Source organism: Clostridium tarantellae (genome assembly GCF_009295725.1).
Lineage (GTDB): Bacteria > Bacillota > Clostridia > Clostridiales > Clostridiaceae > Sarcina > Sarcina tarantellae.
Genome location: NZ_WHJC01000264.1, coordinates 1 through 4,664 on the forward strand (window position 1 = coordinate 1; position 4,664 = coordinate 4,664).

The following is a 4,664-nucleotide window of genomic DNA, read 5'->3' on the forward strand; positions in this document are numbered from 1 at the left end:
GCATTGTCATTATAATTAATAAAATCTATATAATTTATTATTTTACTTATAATTACTGATGAATTTACTTCTAAATCTTTATATAATTGTTCAAAGCTAGGCAATATATATAATAAATAAAACATAGAAACTATAACTATTGATATAATAAGAAAAATAGGATAGATCATTATTTTTTTTATATTATTTGCCATATCATTTCTTCTACTAAAATGAGTAGCTACTTTTAATAAAACTTCATCTAATCTCCCACTTTCTTCTCCAATTTTCAACATATCTATTAATAAATTTGGATAAAGATTTCCTTCTTTTTTCATAGCTTCTGATAAAATTTCTCCATTTTTAAGGTTTTGAATTATTTTATCTAAAGAGTTTTTATATTCTGAATTATATATAGATACCTTAATTAATTCCAATGATTTAATTAAAGGTATGCCTGATTTAGTATACGTACTTAAAGTTGTTGTTATAAAAAATATGGATTTATAATCAACAGATTGTATTTTTATCAAAACCCTTCTCCTTCTTTTAATAATATATATTCTTCTAATGAAACAATTCCTTTTTCCATCATGTTTAAACAATTTTCTAACATTTCATTATTTTTTATATTTACTTTTTCTAGTTCATCTTTAAGCATAATTTCACAAATCATAATTCTTCCTTTATATCCTGTATAATTGCACTTTTCACACCCACAACTTTTATAATATAAGCTTTTTTTATTTAAGGATAACTGATTTATAAAATTTTCATCAACGTCATATTTTTTTTTACAATAATCGCACAATTTTCTAACTAATCTTTGAGTTATAACTCCCTTTAAAGCTTCTTTTAATAAATATTCATGTACTCCCATATCTTTTAATCTACTATAAACTTCATATCCACTATTAGTATGTATAGTAGATAATACCTTATGACCTGTTATAGCTGCTCTTGTACCTATTTGAGCTGTTTCTTCATCCCTAATTTCACCTATTAAAATTATGTCAGGATCTTGTCTTAAAATATGTCTTAAGCCATTAGAAAACGTAATGTTATTTTTTTCATTTACATTAGTTTGTGTTATTCCATTTAAATTAAATTCTATTGGATCTTCTATAGTACTTATATTTATATCTTCTTTATTTACCTCATTAAGTAAAGCATATAAGGTTGTTGTTTTTCCACTTCCCGTTGGTCCATTAATTAAAATCATACCATGTTTATAAGCTAATAATTTTTTTATTTTTTCTAATTGATTAAAAGATAAATTTAATTTATTAATGTTAGCTAATTCAGGTTTTTTATATAATACTCTTAGTACTAACTTTTCTCCATAAAGAGTAGGTATAGAAGATACTCTTAAATCATAAAATTTTTCTTTAAATTTAAATCTCATTTTTCCATCTTGTGGTCTTAATTTATCTGATATATCCATATTAGAATCTAATTTTATTTTATTTATTATAGTCAAATATTCTTCATGCTGTATTTTATTTTTCATAATTAAAGTTCCATCAATTCTAAATCTAATATTTACATATCTACTTTGTGGTTCTAAATGTATGTCACTTGCCTCTAAATCTATAGCATTTGAAAGTATATTACTTAATTGATGTATAACAAATTCATCCTTATTGTTAAAATTTATTTCGTTTCCATAACAACTATTTATTAATGAAATAACTTTTTCTTCATCATCCTTTATTAATTTAATATTTTTTTTAAACATTAAAGATAAATAAGATTTTTTTTCTGATTCTTTACTATAATCTGTATAAAAATATATAGTACCATCTTTTTCTCCTAAAGAAATTATTTTAAAATCTAACATCATATCTTTAGTGATACTTTTCATATAACTTAAATCAATATCTTTTAAAGTATAATTGATAAAATCACCTCTTTTTAAATATATAATATTATCAATTATGTCCAACAATTCTCTATATAATCAAAAAAGTAGATAAATTTTTATTTTATCTACTTTTAATCTCTTATTTTTAACTTTTAATATTTAAATTATTATATATTTTCCATCAACATCACTTATTAACTTTATAGATTTATTTTTTAAATTATAGGAATAAACTCCTGCTTTATCTTGAGAATCAGTATATCCTGTAAATATTATCTGTCCATTTTCATACAGTAATTTAGAATTTTTGTCAACATTTCTAGGAAAGTCAAATATTAATCTTTTTAAAATTTCACTATTAATATCTAAACAATATAAAGTAACTTTACTAGATTCATTACCTTCTCCTATAAAATAAACTTTATTATCTATAAATAAGATATTTTTTATTATTTTTATATTTGAAGATATTTGTTTAGAAGTTTTAGTGTTTATATTATATATATAACATTCTTTTTTATTATCAAAAAAAGATTTTCCATATAATATTTTATTTTCATCTAAAACTTTTATATAATCTATAAAGGCTTTAGTAACTTGCTCCATTAATGAATAACTTTCACTTTCTAAATTATAAATATATATACCACTTATTTTTTCTTTAGAATTTACACCATATAATATCAAATTATTATTATCTAAAAAATCTACAATATCTCCTGATATTATAATATCTTCATTTAATTTTTTATTTTCTTTTTTATTTAAATCTATAATAAAATAGTCTATAAATTCATTATTATGATTTATTTTATAAAAAACTTTCTCACAAGAATTATTAACCCAAATTTTCTCTACACTACCATCAATATTATAATTTAATTCTGTATTATTTTTAACAATGTTTAATTGAGTTTGAAAATTTTCTACTTTTGTATAAATTAAAAAATTTTTTTCTTTATTAAAAGCCCTTATTTCACCTTCAATACCAATATCAACATTAGTTAATTTACCATTATGTACTGATTCATAGGTTAATGTATTATTTTTAAATTGTAATACCAAATTATTAGGTAATGATTTTATTTCATTAATTTTATTTTTATCAGTTAAACTATTTTTACATCCTATTAAAAAAAAGATTAAAAAACTTAATACTATTAAACTAATTCCTAGACATTTTTTCATTATTTTTCCTTTCTAAAAATTATATGTACCTTCACATATAAATTTAGCATCACCAATCATATAAACTCCATCACCCTTTATATGAACCCATAAACTTCCTCCAGGTGTAATTACTTTTACCTTATTATCTACAAAACCAAGTTTATTACAAACCACTGCGGAAGCACAATTCCCTGTTCCACATCCTAAAGTGGCTCCAGCCCCTCTTTCCCAAGTTCTAACTTCAATAATACTTTTATTTATTACCTTGCAAAAATTAACATTTGTTTTTTCAGGAAATAATGGATGCTTCTCTATTTCATTTCCTTCAGTTATGTTTGTATTATCTTCCTCAAAAATAACTGTATGTGGAATATTCATTAATAATGATGTTATTTTATAAACTTTATTATTAGCTAAAATTTCCTTATTTATAATTTCTTCATTACTTTTTACTGGTATAGCATTAGGATTAAAATTAGCTTGCCCCATATTAACACTAATACTATTTACTTTTCCATCCTTAGTTTTTAAAGAAATAGTTTTAATTCCAGCACCTGTTAATACATTTATTTTTTCTTTAGTCACTATTTTTTTTTCAAATGCATATTTTATAAAGCATCTTATTCCATTTCCACACATAGCTGCATAGGAACCATCCGAATTTATTATAATCATCTCTATATCAGCTTTATCCGTAAGTCTAACTATTAATAATCCATCTGCACCTATTCCAAATTTTCTATGACAAACATGCTTAGCTAATTCACTTTCTTTTCCTTGTAATTTATTATCAAAATCTTCAACAATTATAAAGTCATTTCCGTTTCCTTGCATTTTTGCAAAATTCATAGCATCACCTCTTACTGATTTTACTTATACTTTTTTCTTATAATTATGATATACTAGTTTTAGTTTAACATATTAGAAAGGAAAGATATATATGGCTTTAGACGGTATTTATCTATATAGTTTAATAAATGAACTTAAAAATTCAATTATTAATACTAAAATAGATAAAATAAATCAACCTGAAAAGGATGAAATAATTTTAACTTTACGCGGAAAAGAACAAAAAAAACTCCTAATATCATCCAGTTCTAACTATCCTAGAATACATTTTACTACAGTAGTAAAAAATAATCCATTACAACCACCGGTATTTTGTATGCTTTTAAGAAAATATTTAATTGGTGGAAGAATAATAAACCTTTCTCAAGAATCTACTGATAGAATAGTTTTTATTGATATAGAAAATAAAGATGAATTAGGATTTGATAGTATCTATACTTTAATAGTAGAAATAATGGCTAGACATAGTAACATAACTTTAGTTAGAAAACGTGATAATAAAGTTATGGAATCTATAAAACATATAACTGCTAATAAAAATAGCTTTAGAGTTTTATATCCAGGAGTTACTTATGTTTTACCTCCAGTTTCTAATAAAATAAATCCTTTTAATTTTTCATTAAATGATCTTTCTAAAAACTTTAAAGAAATAAATGAAAATATTAATGATAATATATTTTCACTACTTATAACAGGTGTAGGTAAAAATCTATCTAAATATTTATTTTTTAAGTTTAATCTTATTTATAATCAAAATTTCAATATAGAAAATTTATATAATTTTATTAATTCTATTTTTAAA

The 4,664-nt window shown here is 21.8% G+C and carries 5 protein-coding genes; 1 reads left to right on the forward strand and 4 read right to left on the reverse strand.

All coding sequences use genetic code 11. The features are described 5' to 3' along the window. From GBZ86_RS12870 to dapF, 4 genes are all read right to left on the reverse strand, one after another. Nucleotides 1–512 (reverse strand): type II secretion system F family protein (locus tag GBZ86_RS12870; RefSeq protein WP_207707453.1); only part of this gene is annotated, 512 nt, incomplete at its 3' end. Further along, complete coding sequence (locus GBZ86_RS12875) at nucleotides 509–1,924, reverse strand: GspE/PulE family protein (protein WP_234885169.1); 1,416 nt, start codon at nucleotides 1,922–1,924, stop codon at nucleotides 509–511. The genes GBZ86_RS12870 and GBZ86_RS12875, both read right to left, overlap by 4 nt. Nucleotides 1,925–2,002: 78 nt before the next feature. Further along, nucleotides 2,003–3,031 (reverse strand): hypothetical protein, encoded by a 1,029-nt coding sequence (locus tag GBZ86_RS12880; protein WP_152891266.1) that lies wholly within the window; start codon nucleotides 3,029–3,031, stop codon nucleotides 2,003–2,005. A 12-nt stretch (nucleotides 3,032–3,043) separates the two neighbouring features. Then, nucleotides 3,044–3,862 carry a diaminopimelate epimerase gene (gene dapF / locus GBZ86_RS12885; protein ID WP_152891267.1) on the reverse strand — a complete coding sequence of 273 codons (819 nt, stop codon included), beginning with the start codon at nucleotides 3,860–3,862 and terminating at the stop codon, nucleotides 3,044–3,046. Between the two features lie 91 nt (nucleotides 3,863–3,953). On the opposite strand from dapF, the gene GBZ86_RS12890 reads away from it, so the two are divergent. Beyond that, nucleotides 3,954–4,664, forward strand: a 711-nt coding sequence (locus GBZ86_RS12890) for an NFACT family protein (RefSeq protein ID WP_170272251.1), incomplete at its 3' end; no start/stop codon positions are given.